The 26,479-nt window shown below is 49.8% G+C and carries 20 protein-coding genes; 2 read left to right on the top strand and 18 right to left on the bottom strand.

Translation table 11 applies throughout. The features are described from left to right. Positions 1 to 78: 78 nt before the first annotated feature. Positions 79 to 915: an AraC family ligand binding domain-containing protein gene (locus ACDJ58_RS31215; RefSeq protein ID WP_413374502.1), complete on the bottom strand. Its 837-nt coding sequence runs from the start codon at positions 913 to 915 to the stop codon at positions 79 to 81. Positions 916 to 1,111: 196 nt separating this feature from the next. Between ACDJ58_RS31215 and ACDJ58_RS31210 the strand changes: the two genes are divergently transcribed. Next, positions 1,112 to 2,413, top strand: a complete 1,302-nt coding sequence (locus ACDJ58_RS31210; RefSeq protein WP_413374501.1) for an alpha-glucosidase/alpha-galactosidase — start codon at positions 1,112 to 1,114, stop codon at positions 2,411 to 2,413. 89 nt (positions 2,414 to 2,502) lie between these two features. On the opposite strand, the gene ACDJ58_RS31205 is transcribed toward ACDJ58_RS31210, so the two are convergent. The 8 genes from ACDJ58_RS31205 to ytxJ all read right to left on the bottom strand — a co-directional run bounded on the left by ACDJ58_RS31205 (position 2,503) and on the right by ytxJ (position 12,904). Then, positions 2,503 to 3,201 carry a response regulator gene (locus ACDJ58_RS31205; protein WP_413374500.1) on the bottom strand — a complete coding sequence of 233 codons (699 nt, stop codon included), beginning with the start codon at positions 3,199 to 3,201 and terminating at the stop codon, positions 2,503 to 2,505. Between the two features lies 1 nt (position 3,202). After that, positions 3,203 to 4,783 carry an ATP-binding protein gene (locus ACDJ58_RS31200; RefSeq protein WP_413374499.1) on the bottom strand — a complete coding sequence of 527 codons (1,581 nt, stop codon included), beginning with the start codon at positions 4,781 to 4,783 and terminating at the stop codon, positions 3,203 to 3,205. 8 nt (positions 4,784 to 4,791) lie between these two features. After that, positions 4,792 to 7,131 (bottom strand): histidine kinase, encoded by a 2,340-nt coding sequence (locus ACDJ58_RS31195; RefSeq protein WP_413374498.1) that lies wholly within the window; start codon positions 7,129 to 7,131, stop codon positions 4,792 to 4,794. Between the two features lie 128 nt (positions 7,132 to 7,259). Next, positions 7,260 to 7,820, bottom strand: coding sequence for a potassium-transporting ATPase subunit KdpC (kdpC, locus tag ACDJ58_RS31190; RefSeq protein ID WP_413374497.1), 561 nt, complete (start codon positions 7,818 to 7,820; stop codon positions 7,260 to 7,262). Between the two features lie 224 nt (positions 7,821 to 8,044). Next, complete coding sequence (kdpB, locus tag ACDJ58_RS31185; protein WP_413374496.1) at positions 8,045 to 10,183, bottom strand: potassium-transporting ATPase subunit KdpB; 2,139 nt, start codon at positions 10,181 to 10,183, stop codon at positions 8,045 to 8,047. A 67-nt stretch (positions 10,184 to 10,250) separates the two neighbouring features. Beyond that, positions 10,251 to 11,930, bottom strand: a complete 1,680-nt coding sequence (gene kdpA, locus ACDJ58_RS31180; protein WP_090955342.1) for a potassium-transporting ATPase subunit KdpA — start codon at positions 11,928 to 11,930, stop codon at positions 10,251 to 10,253. Between the two features lie 63 nt (positions 11,931 to 11,993). Further along, the gene (locus ACDJ58_RS31175) at positions 11,994 to 12,056 is read right to left on the bottom strand and encodes a potassium-transporting ATPase subunit F (RefSeq protein ID WP_231952816.1); all 63 of its coding nucleotides are present in this window, start codon (positions 12,054 to 12,056) and stop codon (positions 11,994 to 11,996) included. A 308-nt stretch (positions 12,057 to 12,364) separates the two neighbouring features. Further along, complete coding sequence (gene ytxJ / locus ACDJ58_RS31170; RefSeq protein ID WP_413374495.1) at positions 12,365 to 12,904, bottom strand: bacillithiol system redox-active protein YtxJ; 540 nt, start codon at positions 12,902 to 12,904, stop codon at positions 12,365 to 12,367. A gap of 370 nt (positions 12,905 to 13,274) precedes the next feature. On the opposite strand from ytxJ, the gene ACDJ58_RS31165 reads away from it, so the two are divergent. Beyond that, complete coding sequence (locus ACDJ58_RS31165; RefSeq protein ID WP_413374494.1) at positions 13,275 to 14,150, top strand: hypothetical protein; 876 nt, start codon at positions 13,275 to 13,277, stop codon at positions 14,148 to 14,150. 93 nt (positions 14,151 to 14,243) lie between these two features. On the opposite strand, the gene ACDJ58_RS31160 is transcribed toward ACDJ58_RS31165, so the two are convergent. The 9 genes from ACDJ58_RS31160 to ACDJ58_RS31120 form a co-directional block, all read right to left on the bottom strand. Then, a complete protein-coding gene (locus ACDJ58_RS31160; RefSeq protein WP_413374493.1) occupies positions 14,244 to 14,672 on the bottom strand; it encodes a VOC family protein in 429 nt (142 codons plus the stop codon). 224 nt (positions 14,673 to 14,896) lie between these two features. After that, complete coding sequence (locus tag ACDJ58_RS31155; protein ID WP_413374492.1) at positions 14,897 to 15,457, bottom strand: hypothetical protein; 561 nt, start codon at positions 15,455 to 15,457, stop codon at positions 14,897 to 14,899. 79 nt (positions 15,458 to 15,536) lie between these two features. Next, positions 15,537 to 15,764 carry a hypothetical protein gene (locus ACDJ58_RS31150; protein WP_053782996.1) on the bottom strand — a complete coding sequence of 76 codons (228 nt, stop codon included), beginning with the start codon at positions 15,762 to 15,764 and terminating at the stop codon, positions 15,537 to 15,539. 118 nt (positions 15,765 to 15,882) lie between these two features. Continuing rightward, on the bottom strand, positions 15,883 to 16,674 hold the full coding sequence (locus ACDJ58_RS31145) for a carbohydrate-binding protein (RefSeq protein ID WP_413374491.1): 792 nt from the start codon (positions 16,672 to 16,674) through the stop codon (positions 15,883 to 15,885). Positions 16,675 to 16,888: 214 nt separating this feature from the next. Beyond that, positions 16,889 to 17,761: a sugar phosphate isomerase/epimerase family protein gene (locus tag ACDJ58_RS31140; RefSeq protein ID WP_413374490.1), complete on the bottom strand. Its 873-nt coding sequence runs from the start codon at positions 17,759 to 17,761 to the stop codon at positions 16,889 to 16,891. 12 nt (positions 17,762 to 17,773) lie between these two features. Further along, positions 17,774 to 18,649 carry a sugar phosphate isomerase/epimerase family protein gene (locus ACDJ58_RS31135; RefSeq protein WP_413374489.1) on the bottom strand — a complete coding sequence of 292 codons (876 nt, stop codon included), beginning with the start codon at positions 18,647 to 18,649 and terminating at the stop codon, positions 17,774 to 17,776. A 139-nt stretch (positions 18,650 to 18,788) separates the two neighbouring features. Then, positions 18,789 to 21,890 carry an alpha-mannosidase gene (locus tag ACDJ58_RS31130; RefSeq protein WP_413374488.1) on the bottom strand — a complete coding sequence of 1,034 codons (3,102 nt, stop codon included), beginning with the start codon at positions 21,888 to 21,890 and terminating at the stop codon, positions 18,789 to 18,791. Then, complete coding sequence (locus tag ACDJ58_RS31125; RefSeq protein WP_413374487.1) at positions 21,887 to 24,199, bottom strand: glycoside hydrolase family 3 N-terminal domain-containing protein; 2,313 nt, start codon at positions 24,197 to 24,199, stop codon at positions 21,887 to 21,889. The genes ACDJ58_RS31130 and ACDJ58_RS31125 overlap by 4 nt, the downstream gene beginning before the upstream one ends. Positions 24,200 to 24,243: 44 nt before the next feature. Further along, complete coding sequence (locus ACDJ58_RS31120; protein ID WP_413374486.1) at positions 24,244 to 26,466, bottom strand: helix-turn-helix domain-containing protein; 2,223 nt, start codon at positions 26,464 to 26,466, stop codon at positions 24,244 to 24,246. Positions 26,467 to 26,479: the final 13 nt, after the last annotated feature.

The raw sequence follows: 26,479 nt of genomic DNA, 5'->3' as shown, positions 1-26,479 counted from the left end.
TTTAAACTCTCGAACTTCATCAAGACATCTCATCTCGTGGTCTCTCCTACATAAACGTTCCAAACAGCATAATGACGGCTATTCTCCCTGATCCATGCTTCTCGACCCTTTCGGAGATACACCCGTCACTCGCTTGAACATCTTGGAAAACAGTAATGGATCTGTGTACCCCACCGAGTGGGCCACTTCACTAACCGATAGGGCCGAATGCTGCAGCAGTTCAGCTGCACGATTCATCCGGTATTCGAGAAAAAAAGCCTGTAATGACTTGCCATATCTCTCCTTGAAAAGCCCTGACAGATATGTGCGATCCAAACCTACGGCTCGGGCAATATCTAGAATTGAAGTTCTCTGACTATACCTATTCTCCATAAATTGAACGGCCTGCCTGATGTATTCCTCTTTAGTAGACAGAGGCCGTTGCAGCTGCTCTTCTGCGGGAGAAGATGCAATCAATTCGGCGATCAGCCGGTACAACAAGCTCTGGTTGAACACATCTCCCCCGGTACGCGTGGATGCTTGAACCATCTCGGTATAGAGACGGTCGAATGTGTCCGAGTCTCTGGCATCAAATACAGGATGTTCCGGACTGATGTGAGCCCGCTGCATGAATGCCTTGGCATGAACACCCTTGAACCCGAACCAGGAATAAGTCCACGGCTGCTTCGCATCCGCTTCATAATGAATAAGCGTATCCGGAAGAATGACAAAGCCCTGGCCCTGTGTAAGCTCGTATTGCTGATCCGCCATAAATACAGTGCCCCGTCCTTCATGAATGTAATGAACAATATAGGCATCCCGAACACCCGGCCCCCAATAATGCGACGGATCACATGCCTGCCAACCGAAAAATAACAGTACCAATTCCATCTGTGTCAAATCCATAGGAACCACGTTCGTTTCAATTAGTTTCAACAATTCACACTCCCTCTGTTCACCACAACCGCAATCTCTCCACTAAAATTATAACAGGTAAATAGATGAATTATTAGCTGTAAGCGAATCCAAAAATGGGATTATGCCATGTTTCAGAGAGGTTGAGCCATAGTTATATAAGCCCGATCCACCTATATTGGAGGTACACCATTTATTCAGGGAGGCTGAACTTGAGATGAACAAAATTACGTTCCTCGGTGCGGGAAGCACCGTTTTTGTCAAAAATGTATTGGGCGACGTCATGATGACCGAAGCACTTCAGGATTTTGAGCTGGCGTTGTTCGATATTGATGCTGAACGCCTAAGCGACTCAGAGCGTTTGCTTACCAGTATGGCCCGTTCGCTCGGAAGCCAATGTGCCATTAAAGCTTATACCGACCGCAAGGAAGCACTGCGCGGGGCCAAATATGTGATCAATGCCATTCAGGTGGGCGGATATGATCCGTGTACCATTACGGATTTTGAGATTCCGAAGAAATATGGATTGCGTCAGACGATTGCCGATACGCTCGGGATTGGCGGGATTTTCCGTAATTTGCGGACGATTCCGGTGATGCTTGATTTTGCACGGGATATGCAGGAAGTGTGTCCTGATGCGTGGTTCCTGAACTACACCAACCCGATGGCAGTACTGACAAATGTCATGAACGTGCATGGCGGAATAAAAACCGTAGGTCTGTGTCATAGTGTACAGGTGTGTGTGCCGCATCTGTTTGATGCACTGGGGATTGATCAGACGGGTGTGGTCGCGAAAGTTGCGGGTATCAACCATATGGCCTGGCTGCTGGAAGTAACACGGGATGGTCAGGATCTGTATCCGGAGATTAAACGTCTGGCGAAGGAAAAGCAGAAAGAGCAGCATGGCGACATGGTGCGTTATGAGCTGATGCAGCGCTTTGGATACTATGTAACCGAGTCCTCCGAGCATAATGCCGAATACCATCCTTATTTTATCAAACGAAACTACCCGGAGCTGATCGAACGCTTCAATATTCCGCTGGATGAGTATCCGCGCCGCTGCGTGAACCAGATTGAAGGCTGGAAAGAAATGCGTGAGAAGCTGTTATCCAGCGAAAATATTGAACATACGCGCAGCCGGGAATACGCTTCGCATATTATGGAGGCCATGGAGACGGACCGCCCTTACAAAATCGGCGGTAATGTCATGAATAACGGACTGATCACCAATCTGCCTCGTGAAGCCTGTGTTGAGGTGCCTTGTCTTGTTGATGGTTCAGGCATCAGCCCGACGTATATCGGGGACCTGCCTCCGCAACTTGCGGCATTGAACCGCACGAATATTAACACTCAGCTGTTGACCATCGAAGCGGCGATTACGGGCAAAAGAGAGCACATCTATCATGCCGCGATGCTCGACCCGCATACAGCTGCCGAGCTGTCCATCGATGATATCGTTGCGATGTGTGATGAACTGATCGAAGCTCATGGCGACTGGTTGCCGAAGTACACGTCATAAGAAGTTCATTGTTTGCAATTCAAAAGCACTAGTCTCCTCTCAACAGGGAGAGGCTGGTGCTTTTTTGAGCTTTCATCTTGTTTCCCAGCCTAATCCTGAAGCAGAAAACGATATCCGATTCCCGGCTCGGTCTGAATAAAACGTGGACGCGTGGGATCTTCCTGCAATTTTTTGCGCAGATGTCCGACATATACCCGCAAGTAATGGCTGTCCGACTCATGATGATGCCCTCCCCACACTTGTTGCAGCAGCTGGCGTTGGGTAATAATTTTGCCTGCATGGGTTGCGAGTACTTTCAGCATCTCATACTCGGTTGGTGTTAATTTTACGGGTGACCCGTCCAAATCGACCTGTCTCTGGGCCAAATCAATCGTAAGCGGACCAAAACGCAATACCGGCTCATCCGTAGTTTTGGCCACATGGCGAAGGGCAACCCGAATACGGGCAACGAGCTCTCCCATGCCAAACGGTTTGGTGACATAATCATCTGCCCCGCCATCAAGTGCAGCAATTTTATCCTCTTCGCGTTCTTTTGCCGTCAGCACAATGACTGGTACCTGCGACCATTCCCGGATTCGCTGAAGTACATCCATTCCGGACATACCGGGCAATCCCAGATCAAGCACGATCAGATCAGGGTGCACAATGCTCGCCTGAATAACCGCTTCTTCACCGTCGGCGCATTCATGAATCTCAAATTGGTGCGCCTGAAGCGTAACCTTCAGCAGTTTACGGATCTGTGGTTCATCATCCACAATTAATATGCGCGCGCCTTGCGGTGCCGTCATGTCATTCTTCCTCTCCTTGTCCCATATACGGGAATGATGCTTCGGGTTCCTCTGTGGGCAAACAGATGGATACCCGCGTCCCACCTCCCGGATTCGGTTCTGCGGTGATCGTACCTCCGTGTACTTCGACGATTCCTCTACAGATGGCAAGCCCAAGTCCCGTACCTGTCACATGCCGTGACGATTCGGATCGATAAAACTTCTCAAACACCCGCTCGCGGTCTGCTTCCGGAATCCCGACACCCGAATCAGCCACCACAATGGTCATTCGTCCATGCGGCTCATCCACCTTCACCGTAATGACGATTTCACTGTCTTCTGGTGAATATTTGATGGCATTGCTGATCACGTTAACCAGAACCTGCTCCAGCAAAACCTCATCCCCGGATACAAACGGCGGTTGATCCGGCAATTCCACCCGAATGCGACGGTGCTGGATGAATTGTTGAACCTGGGTTAGCACAATGCCGATCATGTCACCCACGTCGCACCATTTTCTGCGCAACTGCAACATGCCACTCTCCAGCTTCACCATGCCTAGCAAATTGGTTACCAGCCGATTCATGCGCAGGGCCCCATCCCGAATATTGCCTGTCAGTTCTTTTCGATCCTCCGGGGTAAAAAGAGAATCATTCTCCAGCAAACCTGTCGCTGAACCAATGATGGCCGTAAGAGGTGTGCGCAGCTCATGGGACACCGAATCGAGCAAAGCAGTGCGAATTCGTTCCGATTCAGCCGTCACCTGCGCAAGTCTCGCTTCTTCGGCCAGCTTAACACGGGCAATGGCGCTTGCTGCCAGCCCGCCACACGCTTCCAGCAAACGCAGCTCTTCCCGCTGCTCCTGAAGATCGCTGGATTCCAGATTCACAGCGAGCACCCCATGTATCTGGTCTTCTGTAAGCAGCGGCACATACAGACTAGACGATTCCCGCAGGCTGGAGGACCCGCGTCCGGCAATTTCGCCATGTTTATACACCCATTTGGCAATAGCGACTTCAGCTTCTCCTTCACCCCAGGCTATTGAATCCGAATCCTCCGAAGAAGAGGTAACCTGAAGTTCGCCTTGAGCATTTGGGAGATATATTGCCGCCGGAGCCCCAAGTGTGAGTGACACTTGTCTCACAATGTTTCCCAAGAGGGTATGCAAATCTGTAACAGCCGTCATCTGACGGCTTAAAGCATATAGCGAATTCGTCGTAATCTCGCGTTGTTTCACCACCTCAAGCTGCTGCCGCAGGCGCCCCGCCAGACTCGCCGTTAATACCGCCACTGCCAAATACACAACAAAGGAAAACATATATCGCAAATCTTCAACCGTAAAACTGAGAAACGGGGGAACAAAAAAGAAGTCAAAGGCAACGACGCTAAGACTTGCTGCATATATGGCCGGACCCATTCCCCAGTACACAGCGCTGACCAATACCGGAAAAAGATAAATTAGCCCCACGTTAACCAGGTCATCACTAATCCCTATCGCATGAAGCAGAATGGTGAGCAATGTGATTCCAAGAGTTACCCATATATATTTGGGAACACGGTTCAACTTCAGCCAAACGTCTTCCCCTTTATTTCGTTCAGACACAGCACATCTCACATCCCGCTCAGATCATAATCGTAGTCCGCAACAATCAATACGTCCATATGTCTGGATAACCTCACCAGCCTGCTGACCACCGTTCCCTTTCCACGATAGCCGTTCAGCCACCAGACCCGTTTCGCTTGACCAACCACCAACTGCGTTGCTTTTTCCTCAGAAGCTTTACCCGCCAAAATACCTGGCACGTCTCTTAGCCTCTGGCTATGATGAATATGAAATTTGCCGCCCAGTCGAACGGTCAGCTGTTCCAGCTCCTCCAACTGGCATTTCACTTCGTCATTCATGACTTGACCTACATGAACATGGTGCACATGCCAGACCGCCTTTAACCGGTAGGCTGTGCGAAATCCGCGGCGAATCAACCGTTCCGCATGCTCATCACTGCTTACGCAGACAAAGACCGCCTCCTGTCTGCGCCAGGGACCCCGAAGTGCACTTTTGCGCTCCTGTGATTCGAGGCGTTCATCCACATCATCGGCCAATTCCCGCAGGGCAAGTTCCCGTAAGGCAATCAGATTGCCAATGCGAAAAAAATGACCAAGCGCTTGTTCCACCTTGGCTGCTGCATAGATTTTACCCTCCCTCATGCGTTGCCGCAAGGCTTGGGGGGCAACATCGATAAGTTGGACCTCATCTGCCATTTGCAAAATCTGATCCGGCACGGTCTCTCTGACCCGAATTCCCGTAATATGCTCCACCGCATCGTTCAAACTTTCCAGATGCTGTACATTCACGGTAGTGATGACGGAGATGCCCGCATCCAATAGAATCTGTACATCTTCGTAACGCTTTTGCCGCGTGCTTCCCGGGACATTCGTATGCGCAAGCTCATCCACCAATACCACTTCAGGACATAGACGAAGAATCGCATCAGTGTCCATTTCCTCGAGCTGCACCCCTTGGTACACCCGCTGCTCTCGTGGAATGATGGATAATTGGCCGATCTGTTCCACCGTCTCCGCCCGATTATGTGTCTCCAGCAGACCAATCCGTACATCGATGCCTTTGCGGAGCAGATCATTGCCTTCCCGGAGCATCATATAGGTTTTTCCCACACCTGGCGCAGCACCGATGTATACCTTGAACTTACCACGCCGAATCTGACCAATCTGTGCCTTCATCTCCTGCTCACTTAACCTGCGATATGTTGGAGTCTCTGTATCCATCAATCGGGTCGGAAGCACCCGCTCGCCCTCATGCTGTGCCCGATCGGCAAGCAGAAACAGATCGACACCCCGCACCCTGCGCAGCAAGGAATTAACAAATGATCCCCGCCACAGCTCCTGCCAGCGACTGTGCCGTGAGTGTCCCATAACAATACGGGTAATCTGATGCTGGACTGCGTAGCGTGCAAGCGTAGATGGAATGTTACGGCGGTGTAACACAGGCAATTCCTCAAACTGTCCCTCGAATTTCTCCACCAGTTTGATCATATTGCGACGAAAAACAGTAGCTTCCTTGGTTAGCGGCTGCTTCATATTGCGAAAGGTCACGGCATGCAGATCTCCGTTTAATCTCTTCGCAATCTGCTGTCCCCGCCGAATATAGATGGACCCGTTCCAGTGATATTGGGTGGATACCAAAATGCGCTCCATGATACCTGTCGTAACCTTAATTCCCATCTCTTCCCGGTGCTCACGCAGTGATTCGTTGACCCCTTCCGCGACAAGTCGGAGAGCCAGTTCACGCAAAATGCCTAAATTGCCATGCCGGAACACCGCTTCACCTTCATGTCCCCGAAGATGTCCCTCCGCAAGGCGGCTTAATACGGTTTCAGGAGTTACATCGATCAGCTTCACTTCATCGGCCAGTTCAAGGGTATCGGCAGGCACGGTATGCTCTGCTGCAATTCCCGTTAGCTGGCGTGCAAGCTCCGTATATCCCTCCAGCTCATATACATTCACCGTTGTAATGACACTGATGTTGTGTCGCAGCAAATACCGAATGTCTTCCAGTCGAGTTGCATGACGTGCTCCTTTTCGGTTTCTATGAGCAAGCCCATCAACGAGCACAACCTCCGGATTACGTGCCAGCAGGGCATCCAGATTCAGATCTTTCATCTCCATGCCATCCTTCCAGCGAGACCAGTGAATGCTTGGAATCCGCTCCAACTCGCCGAGCTGCTCCACGGTCTCCGGTCTTTGCATGGTCGACACAGCGCAGATGACCACATCGATCCCCTGGTGGCGCAATGTGTTTCCTTCCCTAAGCATATGATACGTTTTGCCCGAACCGCTGACCGGACCGATATAAATCTTCAAAGTGCCCTGCTGCAGCTTCGTGATCATCTTCAAGATGTCTTCCGGGGACTTCCGCTTGAAGCTATCTTCCATCCTGTTCACTCCCCCAACATAACCTTTACTTAAAATGGAGAAAGCCCCTTCCGAAGCTCGGAAGAAGGCCTGATACGAACAACCAAGGGAAGTTGCATTCCCCGTGGATCTACCCAACACGATGCCTGTTATTTCAGCTCAGCCGTCAACGCTTGATTCAGAGCGGTCACATTCACACGCGGCTCACCGAATATGCCCAGCTGCCGCCCTTGTGTATGTTCCTCGACGATCTTGGCAAGCTCTTGCTCACCAAGGCCCGTTGCCTGGCTAATCCGGGGAATCTGTGCTTTTGCCGCTTCCGGTGACAGATCGGGGTCAAGACCGGAACCGGAACCTGTCACGAGATCTGCAGGAATTTGCTGCAAGCCCGGATTCGCTTGCTTGAGCTCCGCCACCTTTTCCTTCATTTCAACAATATACGCCTCCGAGGCAACGGCGCGATTGGAACCTGCCGATGCGGTTCCATCATAATTGGCGTTCGATGCCCGGGGCTGGAACAGCCCCGGCGATTTCACTTCCTGCGCCAGCAGCGACGAACCGATGGTTTTCCCGTTTTGTGTGATCAGACTGCCGTTGGCCTGATTCGAGAAGAGCAGCTGTGCCACTCCAGTTGTAACCAGCGGGTAGATAATACCGCAAATCAGCATAAGCACGACAGACAACCGAATGGCGGGCAGTACCTGTTTCATATGAATCACATCCTGATTTCGTTATTGTAAAAACTCAACCTATACGTGTTACACTGGTTCACTCCGATTGCAGCACCATCTTACGATCGCTGTTATCCCCAGATTTTTTTGAATTCCTTCCTATAGGTGAAAATACTAGGGATAAAGGCGAACACTTCGTTTCTTCAGATTGGTTCTGCACTCTCCGTTGTCGTGTAAATCAAGGCTTCTTTTTAAATGTTTAGTTAAATAAGCCCCGACAGCACCAGATCAATCAGCTTAATTCCGATAAAAGGAACGATTACACCGCCCACACCATAGATGAACACATTCCGTCCAAGCAGCCGCTCCGCGGACATGGCCCGATATTTCACACCCCGCATGGCGATTGGGATTAGCAGAGGGATAATGATGGCGTTGAAGATCAGCGCTGACAGAATCGCGGACTGCGGTGAAGCGAGATTCATAATGTTCAGTGCCTGAAGCTGTGGCATGGCTAGAATAAACATGGCCGGAATGATGGCGAAATACTTGGCAATATCATTGGATATCGAAAAGGTCGTCAGTGCGCCGCGGGTAATGAGCAGCTGCTTGCCAATGGAGACCACCGACAACAGCTTGGTCGGGTCGGAATCCAGATCGATCATGTTGGCCGCTTCCTTGGCCGCCATGGTGCCCGAATTCATCGCCAGGCCAACATCGGCCTGCGCCAGAGCAGGAGCATCGTTGGTGCCGTCGCCAGTCATGGCGACGAGCTTACCCTCCTGCTGCTCTTTTTTGATCGCGGTAATCTTGTCTTCCGGCTTGGCCTCGGCAATAAAATCATCCACGCCCGCTTCCAGCGCAATGGTCGCCGCTGTCAGGGGATTATCCCCTGTACACATGATCGTCTTGATTCCCATGGCTCGCATCTCCGCAAACTTCTCTTTCAGCCCTGGTTTCACTGTATCTTTCAGATAGATCACACCATAAATCTGGTCATCAATCGCAACAGCAAGCGGTGTACCCCCAGCCTTTGCAATTCGGTTGGCTATATCGTCCAAATCGCCGGGTATCCGCCCTCCACGGGAGGAAATATGGCGTTTGATCGCATCCACCGCACCTTTGCGAATTTGCTTCCCACCGCTTAGATTCAGACCCGACATGCGAGTCTCTGCAGTGAAGTTCACATGTTCTGCATCTGCATATTCTGTCTCCGCCCAGTTCTCGCCCTGCTTGCCAGCCAATTCAACAACCGAGCGCCCCTCCGGTGTCTCGTCGACTACGGAAGCTTGCAGCGCAGCCCGAGTCATCTCTTGTGCAGATACGCCCTGAACAGGAATAAACTCCGAGGCCATGCGGTTGCCGTACGTAATAGTTCCGGTTTTATCCAGAATCAGCGTATCAATATCCCCTGCCGCTTCCACCGCTTTACCCGACATGGCGAGTACGTTGAACTGCGTGACACGGTCCATGCCCGCAATACCGATCGCGGATAACAGCCCGCCAATCGTAGTCGGAATCAGACAGACAAGCAACGCGATAAGGGTAGCCAGATCGAGCCGGATGCCCAAATAGTTCGCCATGGGCACCATGGTCATGATGACAATCAGGAATATCAGGGTCAACACGGCGAGCAGTGTTGTCAGCGCAATTTCATTCGGCGTTTTCTGGCGCTGTGCGCCTTCAACGAGTGAGATCATCCGGTCGAGGAATGACTCCCCCGGATCGGTCTGCACACGCATCACGATATAGTCGGAAGTAACCCGCGTGCCTCCCGTAACGGAGGAGAAGTCACCGCCCGCCTCCTTGATTACGGGAGCTGATTCCCCGGTAATGGCGGACTCGTCGATAGAGGCCAGCCCTTCAATAATCTCACCGTCCGTGGGAATCAGTTCGCCTGCTTCTACACGGACGATATCTCCTTTTTTCAACTGGGTCGAAGACACTTGCTTAATGGTTCCGTCTTTCTGTACCAGCTTCGCAGTGGTGTCCGATTTCGTCTTGCGCAGCGTATCTGCCTGAGCTTTGCCCCGTCCCTCTGCCAGTGCTTCAGCAAAGTTGGCAAACAGCAACGTGAACAACAGGATGAGAAACACCGCGATGTTGTACCCTCTCCCTGCCTCGGATGCAACAAATAGATCTGGATCGATACATAACAGCAATGTGATGAGTGTGCCGACTTCGACGATAAACATCACCGGATTTTTGATCATGACGACCGGGTTCAGCTTCTTGAAGGCATCCAGAGATGCCTGGAGCAGAATGTCCCGACTTAATGTTTTGCTTCTTTTGGGCGTACCGGGATCGGTACCCGTACCTCTCGTTCCTTTACCCTGGGTTCTGATCGTGCCTCTGTCTAATCCTTCCACTGTCTGCTCCTTCTTTCGTTCTACAACATTCATTGTGATAATCCACCTCCGCACTTTACGTCCTTGCTCCTATTCCCATATCCGATCACCATACCGTTCATCATCGGATCATCGCCAAATGTTCTGCAATCGGTCCAAGTGCCAGTGATGGGAAGAACGTCAACGCCCCAACTACCACAATCATCATCACCAGAATACCTGCAAAAAGAGGTGTATGCGTACGCAGTGTACCGGTTGTTACGGGAACCACTCGTTTAGTGGCCAGTGATCCGGCAATGGCGAGCATCGCGATCATGGAAATGTATCTTCCAAGCAGCATCACCACACCAATGGCGATGTTGTAAAAGTCTGTGTTGGCATTCAGCCCGGCAAACGCCGATCCATTATTGGCAGCTCCGGATGCAAAGGCATATAACACCTCGGTCAGACCATGCATGCCTGAATTCGAAATTGAAGCGACAGACTCAGGACGCATAAGCGCCAGCGCGGTCGGAGCCAGAATAATCAAAGGATGAACAAGCAGCGCGATAGACGCGAGCTTCACTTCCTTACCCTCAATTTTTTTACCAAGAAATTCAGGGGTCCGCCCAACCATCAGCCCACAGATAAACACAGCCAGAATCACATAGAGCAATCCGTTGAGCAAACCTACCCCTTTACCGCCGAATACGTTGTTGAGCATCATCTCAGCCAGTGCGACCATGCCACCAAGCGGGGTGAGCGACTCATGCATATTGTTCACCGACCCCGTTGTGGCTGCTGTGGTCACCGCTGTGAAAAGCGCCGATTCCGATACCCCAAACCTGACTTCCTTGCCTTCCATATTGCCTTGGATTCCCACTGCATCCAGCGCTGGCACACCGCGATATTCCGAAACAAATACCGTGGTCAGCATCACGAGGAAAAGTAAACTCATGGCCGCAAACAGCGTCCAGCCCTGCTTCCGGTTGTTCACCATGATGCCGAAGGCGTAAACCAGCGCAGTAGGAAGCAGCATCATGCAGACGATATGCACCAGGTTCGACAACGCCGTGGGGTTCTCAAATGGATGTGCTGCATTGGTTCCGAACCAGCCTCCACCATTGGTACCCAAGTGTTTGATCGACTCCAACGAAGCGACCAGCCCGCGGCTAATCGTCTGCTGCGCCCCATCCAGCGTGGTAGCGTTCACCGCTCCCGCCAGTGTCTGCGGCACACCCTGAAATACGAGGAACAACGCCACAATGAAGCTCAGCGGCAAAAAGATTCTCGTAATCGACCGTACCACGTCGACGTAAAAGTTCCCCAGTTCATCCCGTCGGCCCACCAGGCCGCGAATAAATGCAATAGCGACCGCGAAGCCTGTCGCAGCTGAGGTGAACATCGGAAACGTCACTGCCAACATCTGGGACAGATACGACAGGGCGTTCTCGCCCGTGTAAGACTGCCAGTTCGTGTTGGTCATGAACGATGCAGCTGTATTAAAGGCCTGTGCCGCAGGCATATTGCCAATGCCATCCGGGTTGAGCGGCAAATACTTTTGCAGCCGTAGCACCAGAAACATTAATAACAGCATGACGAAGTTTGAGATGAGCACGGCTGACAGGTACTTTTTCCAACCCATCGACTCGTTCTCCTTCACCCCCATCAATCGATACAGCAATCGCTCAGGCCCGCCAAATATCCGATCCAGTCCTGTTCGTTTGCCGTCAAACACCTTCACCAGATAACTCCCCACTGGCTTCACCAGTAGTATGATGATCAGCAGCGTCACCGCCACTTGTAATAAACCGCTACTCATATCCGCATTTCCTCCCTAAAATCGACGATCCGAGTGCTTCTGGTTTCGTACCCCAAGCGACCATCAGAATTTCTCCGGCCTCACTAGCACGTAACCAAGATAGACTACCAGTGCGAGCACAATCATGCCGATGACGATCATACGGCTTCTCCCCTTTCATGCCCTATGCATTCATGCTTTCTCACAAAATTTCACAAAACCCCAGAACACCACAAACAACAGCACAACCAGCCCAATTATCGTGGCATCATTCACCATGTGCTCCCCTCCCTCTCTCTACCGTTCTTGCAACCTTCTACATATGAAATCGTAATACGAAACGCTGTAAAAAGGGGGTAAAGAAATACCCTCCAGGGTGTAAAAAAAGCGTAAAAAAGACCCGCTCCCCTCAGCGATCAGCTGAAGAAAGCGGGTCTATGTATATTGGGTGCCCTTCATCCAAACGGATTCTGGGCCCATTGCAGCAGTCTCTTCCGGGTAATTTTCCCGTGTGACGTATGTTGAATAACTTGGCCGCCGTCCAGCAGCAGAACTTGAGGCGATTCATGGTGGACCTCGGTATCTTCCGCAATGCGGCGGGAAAGCGAGCGGCTTTCGATAACTTTGACGATCCGGTACTCCATTTTCTGTGCGGGATCTGATGCATTTGAGCCCACAAAGGCCATAAACTCCCTGTATGCTCTCGCACTGATTGGACAAGTTGTACTGTGTTTCAGAAGCAGCACCGGATGATCCTGAGACCGCTCAAGTACCTCTTCCCATTCCTCCTGCTTATACAATTCCTTGACATGTTCACTCAGCATATCATCCAGCCCCGAGCCTGCACGTTTGCTAACGACAGATCCAACCACGACGCCCAATGCCACACCAAAGGCAACCCCCAGGGCGATCTGGTTTGTTGCCACGCCAATACTCGTTCCAATGGCAATACCCACCCCAAGCCAAAGAGTTTGAGGATTCACTTTTTTGTCCATGGAGATCATCCTCCTTGAAGATATTTATAAAAAAATATTAACTTTAATGTAGGAACAGTCACTCATTTGCCTGTATAAAATGGCTATGGTAACATAAGAATAGACAACATGGAGAGGTGAAAGCCTCTCACGGCGCGCGTCTGTTCAGATGCAGAGCAAATCCCACCGCAGGCGGTTAACCTGTTTAACGGTGGGTTTTTGTTTATGACTTCATTATGGTAATTCCACCCGTTGTCTACCGAAAATTATACCATAGGCGCCTACGCAGGCGCTTTTATATTCCTCATCGAAGAGTCCACTTTTGTGATACACTGAGTGTAATTTGGCAACGATGAACATGAAGATATGATTGGAAAGGCGGAAATTCGTTATGGCATATGCTTTTATGATCGAACCGCAGTATTATACCGCTTTGGAGAACGAAGACGAGTTGATTGAGAAGTGCCAGGAATGGGGCCTGCTTTCGGAGAAAGCTACAAAGGTCAAAACCTTCTATTATAAAGGCAATGGTTTGAATGTACCTTGCACCATCATTGGCTTTGTCGATCATATGGCCGCAGTCATTCAACTGGATAACGATCAAAAACACTGCATCCATCCTTCTTATCTGAAAGAAATGCAGGCGTCTGGCTATAATGTAAAAGGTCCAGTTGGAGCAGGCACGGCAAAGGATAAATCTAATGAACCAGTCGCTACAACCAACTTAGAGGTGCTCCCTAGCTCTAATGCTGCACAAGATCCTGTTACTACTTCCTATTCGGATAAGATTCCATCCGTTATGAGTGACTTTGATTCCGAATTGGATGTGGACACGGATGACGATGACTCCTCCTCCGAACTGAAAGGCGACCCTGAAGGCTTAGTGGAAGAGTACATTGGCCCCGCAAACGGGGCAACCAGCGCAGCCAAACCGAAAGCAAAAACCGCAGGTAAAGCTAAATCGCTTAAGATTGAATTGCCGGAGGGTAAAGTGAAAATGTCCGCTGTTGTGAAGGAATTTACGACCGTGCCGAACCATTTCTCCGACAATGATGATGAAGTCATTATCTATGAAGCTCTTACGATCACCGAGCCCGAAGTTATTGACGTTGGCGAAGCCTGGTCCAGCCACAGTGCCACGATCAAGAAGCAGGAGCTTGAGGTTGGCGATGTGCTTACTTTTGAAGCAAAGATTATCAAGAAAAAGCTGACCAAGAACCCTGTTCCTTATAAAATCAACAACCCTTCCAAGATTCAGAAAGAATAAAAGCCGCAAAAAAACCTCCAGACATGTTATCCCTGTCCTGGAGGTTTTTTTGCGGCTAATTATCGCCTATACGGTAGAGATCGTTAAGTCTTACTAATGGTTGCCTACAACACAGCTGATCTGGAACTGAACGCCAAATTTATCGATAACCATTCCGTAGGCTGGACTCCAAAACGTTTCCTGTATCGGCATTTTCACTTCGCCACCGTCTTGCAACTGGTTGAAAATTGCTTTGGCTTCATCGGCAGTATCTGTGTTCACCGTAACATTAACATGATTACCTACAATATGCGGCATGCCAGGAAAGGTATCTGATAGCATTAGTACAGAGCTACCAATCTGCAAAGAAGCATGCATGATGCGGTCTTTCGCTTCTGGTGGTACGGGGTGATCCGGGTTGGAAGGACCATCGCCAAACGTCTGGAGAGCCAACACTTCCGCTCCAAATGCCTTTTTATAAAATTCCACTGCTTCACGTCCATTGCCATCCGTTACAAGATACACATTCAAGCTGATTGCCATTCGTGCTTCATCTCCTTGATATCATGTAATTAAACCATTCCTGCCGCTTGCGACATGAGTATAAACGAACAGGTTGTCCGTTGACAAGAAGGTATTTCTACAAGCTTCTCTATGAACCATTTTTTCTCCAAAAAGGAGCTCTGACCACGTTCGAATCATCTTGTAGCGGTACTGAGTGAGGATCAACATCGTTTCATTGGTAGGATTGTCCTGTAATCCTTATTTTATCCCCGGTTTGTGCGAGCGAAATGAAAGATTGTTAGGATAATACCTGGTACCAGCGCAGCGAAACTGGTAGAGATGAGACACCATTTCAGCAGAGTAAAAATCGGGGTCAATTCAGCTACCACGGGAGTATGTACAGGATAACGATACATCGTCAAGGAGGCACCTGCATTTTCAAGCATATCCAAAACCCATCCACCGACTGGCAGTAAATTAAGCCTTCGCCAGCGATTCTCTGGTGGAAGCACACGATACAGAATAGACAACAAAACCACCAACAGGAACAGATAAACTATCGGCCAGACGAGATCAAACGTAAAACGTGCCTGGATATAATCGCTCCGCCCTGCTTCGCCGTATTGTTCAGCCATCTGGTAGAGATCATTTGCCGAATACAGGAAGGATGTATCCGGTGATTCTCCAATTCCTGTTATTTCTTCCGACTTCGCCGCCTGCCAGGGAAGAATGAATGCAATAAAGCATGCAAAAATCACAACCGAAGCCACCACCCATTTCCAGTTCACCCAATGGTATAGCCCTCTCGAGAGTTTTCTCAGCATGGTCTGTTCCTCCTTTCTCCAAAAAAAAACCACTCTCCCGAATCCTGTCGGTAAAATGGCTGCGGTCGATCCTATGAGGTTAGCGCGTTTTTACGATGCTATCTATTTCACTTTTCAACAAGAGGTATCGGTGAACACTTCTCATGATCGGGACCTTAGTTAGTTTATTCTTGTCTACATAAAGTTTCATCTGATCTTTGGTCAGACCGAGCAAACTCCCTGCTTCAGATACCGTCAATACAACCTCGGGATTCGTAGCATTAAACGTTTTTTTCACTTTCTGGTTCCAGTCCTCGAATACCTGCATAGATCAGTGATCTCCCCTATCCATAGCCAGTCATTTTCCAGGCTGAATAGATCTATTATACCATACTTGTGATGATCGTAACTTAATCCTTATCGAGAACCAATTAATGTTAATGAATTTAGGCTTCGCGACCAAACACCTCGAACTGACTTAATGCCGGGAATGGAGAGGGATCTGACGACTTGATCAGTTCGCTTAACGTTACCCATTCCACGTCCTTCGACTGAACTGCGATCGTTTGTGGTTTATGAGTTTGGATCAAACTAGCCTGCTCGGAGCTGCCATCGGAAAAGGTAAGAGTAACCCGCTCCCAGAAGTTATCGTGGGGAAAATCTGCACGCAAGGTCAGGACTACTTTGTCGATAGACACCTTGCGTCCAAAGTTGACTGTGATAGCAGCATCATCCCGCTGGTTGATCCCCCAAGATTCGTAAGGCCACTCGCCATGTGAATCATTGGCGCTGTTGCCATTGATGGCGTTACGTGCTGCAAATACAGACTCTCCACGGGTCTCCACGTTGGCGGAAGCATGGGGAAAACAGCTTTCGTTTCCATGCTGATCATACGGATTCAGCGCTACATTTTTATATGCCTCAATCTCTTCCCGTGTAGCCAACCGAGCACTTAGAACATGCTTGTCACCCGTAAATGACTTTGGTGAATAGGACACTCGTTTCTCGTCAAAAGGAATGGCATAACGATACTCCTCACCTGTAAAATAAACGAAAGCCGGGTTCATGGAATCCTCCAGCTGGATGATCAGATATACGTTTACATCAGAGCTTCTTAGAACGATGCTGTCTCCTGATCCAAAGGCCTGTCTGTACACAAGATTTACTTGTTCACTGTCCGTACGCGTTTCAAGCACCACACCGTCCGCATTTTGAATTTCGAGTGATAAGTTCGTCATCTACATTCTCCATTTCTATTGATATTATTTATAATTTTCTTGATCGGAAAATATGAAAGCGCTTCGCTTTATTATACTTTATCATAATCACGGGACTGGGCACCCCTGAATAATGACTTATTTAACACGAAGACGAGTATATTTCTCAATATAAGAAATGCAAAAAGAGCCACTTCCTGAAAGTGGCCCCACGATGTAAAACTAAATGATTGCCTTAAGCCTCTTCCCAGAAGCGGCGCAGGTTGCTCATGGCGATTTTGGAAGCAGATTTGCATTCCTCCATGCCCTCAAACTCAATCGTAATGTTACCATCATAACCGGAGTCTTTAATCAGCCTCACAATTTTGCGAATTGGAATATCCCCTTGCCCAACAATGGCACCGCGCAGGAAGTTGCCGTAAGCGGTTGTGAACCATTCCCCTTCACCCGGATGCTCATCATAAGGGCGGAAATAAAAGTCTTTGAAGTGGACCAGAGAAGCGTACGGCAGATTTTTCATGACCCCGATAATCGGATTCTCATCCACACACATGAAGTTGCCGATATCGAGTGTCGTTTTGAAGTTGGGACGATCTACGGCATGAAGCACACGCTGCACACGGTCACTGGCCTGCACACTGAAGCCGTGATTCTCAATGGTTGTTGTAATGCCAAACTGTGCAGCATAATCAGCAATGATCTGGCTTCCTTTCACCATCAGCGGCAAATTTTCCTCAAACCAGGCAATGGTCATTTTCTCCTTAGGCAAAGTAAACGCCGTTACGTCATGGCGCATATGCTTTACACCCATTCGGTGTACAACATCGACATGCCTTTTAACCCGAGCTATCTCTTCTTCAAAAGCTTCTTCCGTCTCCTGCACGAAATTCGCAGGCATCGAATAGTTGGACAGCTCAATACCCATAGAAGCAGCTCTCTCCCGAATGGCGTCGGCGAGATCAGGATTGTCCTCCACGGTGTAGCCATACGGAACCATCTCCATATGCTCGCCACCATTTGCAGCAATCCAGTCGATGATATCCAGAACCGTCATTTCACCCGAATTCAGATCGTTCAACAAGCTATACGTACTCAGGCCCACTTTCATCTGCTCAGCTCCCTATCGGTATTGTTGGATAAATTTAACCGCTTTGCGAATGTCCTGCTCTGGCTGGTCGCCTACCTCGCGCTCAATCGTCAGATAACCTTTGTAGCCGATATCCCGAAGAGCTGCAAAGTATCCATCAAAATCCACACTGCCCTCTCCCAGCGGCACCTCACGGAAGAACGTTCCGGAAGAGACCATTTCGGCAATTTTCTCATGATCCATAGGCGCGTATCCCACTGCACCGTATACGTCCCTCGGGTCTACTTCCTTCAAGCGTACACCATCTTTCACATGGGTATGCACAATATAATCCTTGAGCAGATGAACACCTCTTGCAGGGTCATCTCCGGTAACCATCACCATATTGGCCGGGTCAAAATTAACCGAAACCCCGTTGGTGGACAGGGTATCCAGAAATCCTTTCAGGTCTGCTGCCGTCTCCGGTCCCGTCTCAATCGCGAAGTAGGCTCCTGCGCTTTTGGCGTATTGGCCTAGTTCCTCACATGCGGCATGCAGTGTGGCATACACTTCGGAGGAAGGATCGTGCGGAACAATACCGATATGTGTTGTGACGATATTCGTCCCCAGATCAAGAGCAAGATCCACAATGCGCTTGGACTTCTCTACTTTCCACGGATTATCTTCCTTGACCTGAAACCCGTGACCGCCCAAATCGCCAACCAGGGCAGAAATTTCAAGACCGAGAGAATCGATATAACTTCTTAACTCCTTGCGGGCCGCCGGAGAGAGGTTTTCGGGGTCCATCTCTCCATGGACTGCATAGATCTGTACGCCTTCTGCACCTACATCCTTCGCTTTGCTTAACCCTTCACGTACGCCTACACCGAAGCTATCCACGATAACGCCAATCTTGTTTGTTAATTTCATGCCATACCCTCCCGTTAAATCGGTATTTGATTTTCCATTCCTGGTGAGCCTTCATGATGGATGGAATGCTCTATTAACTTTTCGACCCCTACCCGGTCACTCCTTTTTCTCGGATCATTTCTTATCCGGTTCCCTGATTCTAATCTGCTGAGACCAGCTTCACAGTTTGAATTTCATATGGCTTGAACGTCAGCTCAAACTTCCCTTCATGACAAGCTAGTGGTCCGATTTCATCCTCCAACAGATTGATTACAGATGTCTGTATACTCGCGTCAGCCCATTGAATCTCAACCGTCTCTCTTCCACCAGATGACTCATAGAAACGAAGTACCGTTCCCGTGCCGTCTTCGGAAGCCTTGATTGTATCCAGAATGACATGTTCACTATGGAAATGAACCCAGCTGTGCTCTGCTGGCAATGTGCCAGAGTGTCGTTCACTTGCAACAACCCGAACCGGGTGGTTCAGTTCCATCGCACGTCGTACCACACCCGCTTCCCGCCAATCTCCCTGATGCGGCAGCAGGGAATACGTGAATTCATGCTCACCCTGGTCAGCATGTTCATCCGGCCATTTAGGAGCACGGAGCAGGGAAAGACGGATCGTCTGATCCTTGATGTCATATCCATATTTACAATCGTTCAGCAGGCTTACACCACTGTTGCCCTCGGAGATATCCGCCCAGCGGTGACCACACACTTCAAACTGGGCTTGCTCCCAACTGGTGTTGTTATGAGTAGGGCGCTCCAGCGCACCAAACGGGATTTCATAGGCAGCTTTCGCTGATACCAAATCAACGGGAAAAGCCACTTTAAGCAGCTTATGGCTCTCCGCCCAGTTCACCTTTGTCTTGAAATCAACACGTCGCTGATGACGATACAGGATAATATCCTGGTGAATCTCCGACTCGTTTAACTTCCAGTGAAACCGAAGGATATCCTGCGTTACTCCACGCTGTACTACTTCTCTGGAGATCAACTCTGCCACTCCTGCTCGCTGCGATTCAAACCGCGGATCAATATCCCAAGCATCCCAATACGTTGGCCTGTCATGGAAAAACTGTAACTCATTCGCTTTATCGCCCGGCTTCAGCCACTCCCGTTGCATGGATTTGTCATACCATCTGCTGATCTCTCCTACATCGTTAAATTCAAGCGTGTAAAAGTCCGTTTCCCAGACAGAAGGAAAGGATTCATCCTGCTTCAATGTAGGAAGATTGGCATCCGGTTCATGGCGTAGCCATAACGTTGTATATCCAAAGGCCGGAATAGATCGGACATAGACTGACAAGGTCAGCGCGTCTCCATTTGCCTCAAGGTCACTCTGCAGACGATTACCCTGATGGTCGAACGCTGCTAAACCGCTCAGTTTCTCGTCGCCTGTAATCGTAACGACTTCTCCCCGCTCCCAGCCTAGGCTATTAAATACAATATAGGGCAGACCGTCAAAGCCATCTGTCGCAATGCGGTCCTCAATATTGCTAAGGGTACCATTCATAGCCGATGTCCCCAGAGCGAATACTTTCGTATACTCTTCCATAGATGTTACGTATACTTCCGGAATGGACGTTCCCGGGATAATGTCATGGAATTGATGAAGCATGATCAGCTTCCAGCCTTCATCCAGATCACTTTTCGCCTGTGCTGCTTCAACTCCGGCAAACTGCCCCCAGATTTCCGCTTCCCGATACAACACCTCCGCTTTGCGATTGCTCCGTTTGTTGCGCGCATGAGTTGTATAGGTTCCACGATGCAGTTCCAGATATAAGTCGCCATGCCATTTGGGCAGCTTAGGATTGTTGTTCGAAATTTCTTCGAAAAACGCGCCTGCTGTACTGAAATTGCTAATGGGCTGCCCAACCATGAAATGGGATCGCTCTGCGAACGCAACCATTTCGTTCGTTACCCCGCCTCCACCATCGCCATGCCCATAAAGCAGCATTTGCTCGGGGTGTACATCCTTCTGCTTGTAGGATTGCCAGTGCTCATCGACATCTTTGGGCCGGGTATGCTCATTCACTCCATGATTGAGATACGCAAGCACCGAGGTGCCGTCAATACCTATCCAATGGAACAGATCATACGGGAAAACGTTGGTATCATTCCAATTGAGCTTGGTGGTCATAAAATAAGGAATGTCAGCCAGCTTGAGCAGTTGTGGCAGCGAAGCACAGTAGCCAAACGTGTCAGGAAGCCACTCGATGTTTGAACGCTTGCCGAACTCCTCCTGATAAAAGTTCTGCCCGTATAAGATCTGCCGCACCAGCGACTCGCCACTCGGAATGTTCAGATCCGGCTCTACCCACATGCCACCAACTAGTTCCCAGCGGCCTTCGGCAATTCGGGCTTTGATTCGTTCGTACAGCTCAGGATAGTGCTCTTTCACGAATGCATACAGCTGCGGTTGACTCTGCGAATACACGAACTCCGGATACTCATCCATCAAAGTACACATCGTGGAGAAGGTGCGGCTGGACTTGCGCACAGTCTCACGCACAGGCCACAGCCAGGCAATATCGATATGGGACTGCCCAACCAGATGCATGAATCCGTCCCGGTACTCTTCCGGGTCTTCCTCCTGCACCGACTGTGCGAGCCATTCTTCCAAATGCTGCACCCACGCCGCTTTACTCCAGCGCTCCGGCTCATTGTACATCTTATCCATCACCTGATGAACATCCCGAATAAGACGGGTGCGCTTTAAGTCTTTCTCCGGTAATGCTCGGAGTGATTCTGCAAGTACCGTAATGCTATACATTAGACTCTGTAAAGGCGAATTAACACGAACCAAAGCGGCTCGGATGCCCTGAATTGGCGGCTGGATGACCGCCTGTCGATTCAAGGGGTCATGTGGTTCCGGTATGGGATCATATAGCTCAATCTCCAGCAAAGGCGTAGTTCCCACACGGCTCTTCGGTAACGGTACATACCCATGATTGCGTTCCAGTCCGTGATACGGCATGCCATTTACCTTCAGCAGACCTTCACCCCCGGCCTGGAAGATCAATCCGACCACATCTTCCTCCCAATTGGCCGGAATCTCTACGGTTTTGCTCAGAAAATAAGTCGTTCCATGGTTGCTATGGAGCGGATTCAAGCTTTGAACAGCCGCATTCTCCTGTTCATACTCATATTCCCCTGGCCGGATATACTTGGCCTTCTGCATCTGCCACTCTGGAAGTTCAATAGTATCCTTCCATTGCTGCTGAGCCAGATCCTGAATGAATCTCTGAATTCGAATCATACCTCCACCCCCAAATTTTGGATGTGTAAACTACAAGCAGTCCAGTCTCTGGAGCTACTGCCAACCATCAGTCTGAATTCACCAGGCTCCACAACAGGCTGAAGACGGGAGTCGATCAGCTCCAGATGTTCTTTTTGCACAGGGAACGTCACCGTCTGGGTCTGTCCCGGCTCCAGATGAATTTTACGGAATCCCTTCAGTGAGATTTCGGCCCGGGTGACCGAAGCCGATACATCCGTAATATACAGCTGAACAACCTCATTTCCCGCAACCACTCCCGTATTCGTGACCTCCACCTGCACCTCTGCTTCATCGTCTGGTCCGATCACTTCCGGTACAACCCTTACATTCTCGTACTTAAATTCTGTATAACTCAGCCCAAAGCCGAACGGATATTGTGGCACCAGATCTGTCTCTAGATATCGCTTACCCCGGGTCCGTTTGGCATTGTAGCTTACCGGAAGCTGACCTACATGCTTGGGAATGGAGACGGTAAGACGACCAGATGGATTCACATCACCGAACAGAATATCTGCAATAGCGTTGCCTCCCTCCTGCCCCGGGTACCATGCTTCCACAATGGCATGGGCATGCTCATCAATCCAGGGTTCGGCAATCGGCCGGCCGTTAATATATACGACAATAACCGGTTTCCCCAACTTATGTACTTCCTGCACCAGTTCCAATTGAACACCCATCAGGTTCAGAGACGAGCGGTCTATCCCCTCGCCGCACTCCATATCGTTCCATGGATCATCCGTAACAACGGATGCCCCCGTCCGCAGATCAATGGTCCCTTCGCCAAAATCCCGGCTACTTGACCCTCCCATCACCATAACGATGGTGTCTGCTTCTTCAGCACAGGCTAGCGCTTGCGCAAAGCCCTCTCTGGAATCGCCTTTGATCCGGCAGCCCGGTGCGTACAGCACCTTTCCAGTGTCAGCACCAAGCTTGCGCGTAATCCCATCCAGCACCGTAACGATCTGTCCTCTCGGCTGCGGTGAGGTGTAATCACCAAGCTGGTTGTAGACATGGTTCGCATTTGGGCCAATGACCGCCAGTTTTGTACCTGTTTTGCTAAGCGGAAGGGTGTTTTCTTCATTTTTGAGTAAAATGATTCCCTCTTGTGCGACTTTTCTCGCCAGCTGAATATGTTCTTCACATCCGATGACCTGCTCAGCAAAGTCAGGATCAACGAAAGGTTGTTCGAATAAACCTAGTCTGAACTTCATCTCCAGCACCCGCCTTACCGCTGTATCCAGATCCTGCTCTTCAATTAATCCTTGCGACAGGGCCTGCCCGAGATGCTTCCGGTACATGTACCCGGACATTTCCATGTCCACCCCTGCCTTAAGTGACTGAGCGACGGCCTGCTCCCCGTTCTCCGCAGTGTTATGCCCACTGACCAGCATCTGAATCGCACCAAAGTCAGTAATGATAAATCCGTCAAAGCCCCATTGCTCGCGCAGGAGATCATTCAGCAGATACGAACTCGAAGTACAAGGCACACCATCAATCTCGTTATACGCTGTCATGACAGAACATGCCCCAACTTCCACCGCTTTCTTGAACGGCAGCAGATCCACCTCGTGGAGCTCGCGCAGTCCCATATGGACAGGGGCCGCATTGCGCCCACCTTCCGAACTGCCATAGGCTGCGAAATGTTTGAGTGTCGCCACAATCGTCCGGTCGGAATCGAGCCGGTCACCCTGTAAACCTTTTATCGCTTCAACCGCCAATTCACCGATCAGGTATGGATCTTCGGCAAAACATTCCTCTGTCCGTCCCCATCTCGGGTCCCTCACTACATCAAGCACAGGCGAATATGTTGCCGCTCCTCCCTGGCTCCGAGTCTCCACAGCAATCGCTTCACACATTCCACGGTACAATTCCATGTTCCAAGCACTTCCTACTGCTAACGGCACCGGGAATACGGTTGCCCCAATGGCCATATGCCCGTGAGAACACTCTTCCCCGAACAAAATGGGAATCCCCAGCCGGGAGTTCTCTATGGCATATCGCTGAATTTCATTGGTGGCAACAGCTCCCTGCCTAGGGGTCAGGCCAGTCTCCAGCGTCACTTCCGTCCAGGGATCAGCACGAAGTGCTCCATACAACGACCCAATCCCGCCCTCTGCGATGTCCTTTTTAAACTCATCCGTAACCTGAACCGTACCATCTGCTTCCTTAACATAAGTCTTCCACCCCATCGGCTGGATCAGCTGCCCTATCTTCTCCTCCGTGGTCATCCGCCCGAGCAGATTTTGGGTCCGTTCCTGAATGGGAAGCAAAGCGTCTTTATAGTCCATATGCAAATTCTCCTTATGAGTTCGGCTTAGTCTGGTGCATGGGCTCACATGGCTTTTCGGTAGTCGCTAGGCGCTACACCCACCACATTCTTGAACGCCCGATTGAAGGAATTGTAATTCGTATACCCAACTTCCTCACTAATCTCTTGAATGGCCTTATTAGTCTCCAGCATGAGCTGCTTCGCCTTCTCAATACGGTGACTAATCAGAAGATCCACGAACTTCTCACCAATTTCGTCCTTAAACAGCTTGCTTAAATATTTCGGATTGATATCAAATAGATCACTTAGATAATTCAGCGACAGCTCGGGGTTGTTGTAGTTCTGTTCAATATACTTGCGAATTTCAAGAATATGAGATCTATGTTTTCTGGAGCAATGAAGCGTCTGCATCTCTTCAGCCAGCTCACGGAAGCCTTCCCAGCACAGCGCGCGTAAATCATCCAACGTCTCCCAACCTTCCAACCTGGGAAGAAGTGGTGTAAATACAGATGCCCATCGCTCCTGATACTCTCGTGGAAGTTCTGCGAACTCCCGGTTATAGTGCTGGAACAGCAATTGGACCGTATTCATAATCTCCTGGCGGGAGAGCACGGATTCATGGATCTGTTCGAACAAGCGGTCAAAATGCTTCTCCCACACATCTTCCGAGAGTCGCATCGCCTGCACCAGCAAAGAGATCGTCTTCAGGAATTCATACACATCATTCGTTGAGTTCGGTACCTCCCCGCATGGAATGATCCGATTCATGCCGAGCACCGCCTTGTATTCCAAGGCATGCACCGCCTCCTTCAGCGACGCTCTCAGACCACGGACATCCACTGCCACTCTCCCAATGCCGATGGTTACGGTGAAGTTCAAATACTGCCCAAGCCTTTCAAGATAACCGGAGAGCAGTCCCTGCTCGGTTTCCTCGCCTTTCTCCATTTCGGGAATCCAGAGTATGGCATACAGACGCTGTTCCGATATCCACTCTGCCCACACTTCGGTGCCCTCGTGCCTTGCACTCTCCTGCAGAATGCTGGATAACACAAATTTCAGGAGGGATTGATCCTGATTGTGGTACTCCTCCATGAACCGGGAATACTGATCGATCTCCACCACAATTACAGCCCATCGACCCTCTAACTGCGGGAGCTTGAACCTGCTCATCTCCGCTGTCAGTTCATTTCCAGTAAAGTCCCGCGTACCCTCCAGCAGCTCCTGAAAGAAATATTTTTTCTGCAAAATCAGGTTCTCTTCATGTTCCTCCTGATATTGCTTGGTTTGATCAATCATTCGCTCCAGCGTGGTCTGGATAAAACGGAACTCGTTATCCTTCGTATAACCCACGCCCGGCTGTTTCTGCGAAGCCACCGTCTCAATCAACGTGACAATCTGCTGGATGGGCTTGTAATTTCTCCGTGTCACATAGATCACCCACACCACACCAATCAGGACAACGGCAACGGCAAAAACAAACCAGATATTATAAAATTTCAGGGCGAATTTGACGATCTTACCATTGTTCAAACCTGTCTGAACCTTCCAGCCACTGTAGCTGGATGTAAACTCGGAGAACACTTCACCTGAGTCTGTTTTGGGAGAAACTGCTGTAATGCCATCCTGCATTCCTCCGTCCCACAGATTGCCGCCTGAGCGATTGAAGATATTCACGAAGGTGAACTCAGGGTCATACATCTGCATGATGGATTTCTGCAAGGTTGGCAGATCGACGTTAACCACCACAAGACCCGCGCCGCTTCCGACACCGCGAATGAGTGTAATGACCTGTTTTCCTTCCTCTGTCGGGAATGCCTTAAAGGATCTCGCCCCCACCCACTTTTGCGTTGCCGCAGCACGACTGTCTTTAATAAACGCTGCATCGGGGAATTCCTCAATCGGCACTGCCTTGCCGTTGCTGAATACCGTATCGTCGTTGTATCTCACCAGATATATGGAATCAATCAGCGGATACTCTATTTTCAATTCATCAATAACCTGGACTGCTTGAATTCCGGCATACACATCCTCGCTTCCGGTTACCGAATAATAATTTTTCAGGTTGGGATTGGTCAAAATATCACGCAGCACCTTGAAGTCGATGGAGCGCAGTGAATTGTCCAGATATTGCGTTACCTGTGACGCCAGAAATTCATTGGCTTTGAGTGCTTCTCTCCGGTTCTGTTCATTGAATACTTGGAAGAAGATAATAAACAGGATTGTAGTTACGATAAAAAAAACAGGCAAATACGATAGCAGCAAACGTCTAAACCAACTGTTGTTCATCTCCGAGGCCCCC

The sequence above is a fragment of the Paenibacillus taichungensis genome, assembly GCF_047302525.1.
Taxonomy (GTDB): Bacteria; Bacillota; Bacilli; order Paenibacillales; family Paenibacillaceae; genus Paenibacillus; species Paenibacillus taichungensis_B.
The sequence above is the reverse complement of the archived record's forward strand: the minus strand, read 5'-3'. Positions and strand labels throughout refer to the sequence as shown.